This is a genomic window from Shewanella sairae (assembly GCF_023283535.1).
Classification (GTDB): domain Bacteria; phylum Pseudomonadota; class Gammaproteobacteria; order Enterobacterales; family Shewanellaceae; genus Shewanella; species Shewanella sairae.
Genome location: NZ_JAKILT010000163.1, coordinates 1 through 1693, shown reverse-complemented (window position 1 = coordinate 1693; position 1693 = coordinate 1). Strand labels below are relative to the sequence as shown.

General features: G+C 39.3%; 4 protein-coding genes. All 4 read right to left on the bottom strand.

Features of this window, described 5'->3' with window-relative positions; all coding sequences use genetic code 11:
* On the bottom strand, nt 1-279 hold a 279-nt coding region (locus L2748_RS23825), incomplete at its 3' end, for a hypothetical protein (RefSeq protein WP_248957815.1).
* 127 nt (nt 280-406) lie between these two features.
* Nucleotides 407-649, bottom strand: a complete 243-nt coding sequence (locus tag L2748_RS23820; RefSeq protein ID WP_220783442.1) for a hypothetical protein — start codon at nt 647-649, stop codon at nt 407-409.
* Nucleotides 650-748: 99 nt separating this feature from the next.
* Nucleotides 749-1141, bottom strand: coding sequence for a suppressor of fused domain protein (locus L2748_RS23815; protein ID WP_220783443.1), 393 nt, complete (start codon nt 1139-1141; stop codon nt 749-751).
* 135 nt (nt 1142-1276) lie between these two features.
* Nucleotides 1277-1693, bottom strand: a 417-nt coding sequence (locus tag L2748_RS23810) for a hypothetical protein (RefSeq protein ID WP_248957814.1), incomplete at its 5' end; no start/stop codon positions are given.

Genomic DNA, 1693 nt, shown 5'->3' with positions numbered 1-1693 from the left:
CATATACCAATATTGTTCAACAAAAGACTCAAGTGATTTATTCAGTACATCTAGTGCATTTTTTTCAATCCAACTCACTACATTCAAAAACTCTTCTGTTGATAAGTCTTTATCGCAACAAAAGTGGGTTGTACCATCTGATTTTTCAGGACTTGAGATGCTCCCATATGCACCGTTTCGTATTTGTAAACCAGCAAAACCAGCAACTTTTTTTGATGTGTATTTAAAAAAATCATCAGTGGTAGTTTCAGGGAATTCACATTTCTTTACGTCAAACACTGTATTATCCTTTGTGAATGTAATGCCTTTAGTAGTGATAGTAACAAGCTGGCGTGTTTTTTACATGACAGTTTGCGGAGCTCCAGCACGAAGTGCGAGGGGGGCTAAACATGTTATGAGCTTGCTGCTATTTGAAAAATTCATTTTCATCTATATCATCCAGCCCAATGTCTTTTAATGGTATATCGAATGCTTCTGCCTGTTGCTGCATTAAGGTAACAAACCGATGGAATCCAATCTTATATCCTGTTTTATAATATTCTTCGTCAGTGCCTCTTGCAGCCATGTGCTCGCTTATTGCTTCTCGAGCATATTCTTTAGTAATTGTACCTAGATCACAGAGGTAATTTTTATACTTTTCGCTATCCATACTTCGATCTCTTAAGGCTCATAACATCTGGCTCTGCGGCTTGTTATAGTGGAGGCGAAGCCAGAGCTATTACAAGTCCGATAGCTGCCACATGTTAGCTCATTTGAGCACTGATTTTCGATTGCGATCACTTATTTGACCTACACCAGCTCCTATTAGTTTAGCCAATAATGCTTCGCGCCCATTTTCTATTGACCACTCCATTTCATCATCAGTTATAACTGTTGCTATCAATAGAACCATTGTTCCATTTGGTAAATTGACGCCAGTTGGAAGCGGATGTCGTGCTTTAGCAATAAGAACATTGACGGATTCACTTTCACCGATCTGAATATCTTGAACAGTAAGACCCTGGTATTTTTCTACTCTATCAAGAATGCCTGCGTCATTTAAAATCTCTGCATTTGCAGACCATTGCATAAACCATAAAGGCCACTCAGAATTTTCCTTCGCAATAAGTAGCATTTCATGTGGAGGACGGGCTTTCTTCATGCTCACGCTCTAGATTGGGGAGCTTACGCTAAGCGAAGCGACAAGTTGAGTTAGCTATAATGCACGAAGTGCCAGCCTGGGAAAACTGGTCCCTTCGAACGGAGTGAGTGGACTTAAGCGTTTTATTAGTGCTACTTAAATCCATTCGCCTGCCACAGCAAAAAATGTATCACCTGAAAAGGGTTGAACATTGTAGTGATTAATATAAATAGAATATACGATCGAACCGATCTCTTGCTCGTTGAACTCGCTTAAGTCGTATACACCATGCTGAACCTCAATGACTTTGCGAGCAGTCAATTCGATACCAGATTCAGCTAATATCTCAGAGATACTTAAATCATCTACTGCAATATATGGCTTTTTAATTTTGACGGGGTAGTTTCTATACCCGATACCTTGTGCATATAGCGTAAGCCAACGTTCTACGTCTTCATATTTATATAATTGTGAAATAGCGGCAGTAGTCGCTTGCTTTGAATCTGTAAATTCACCTGAAGGGTGTTCGAAAAATATGTCATTGTAATCAGGTTGTTTTGCCAAAACGTCTAC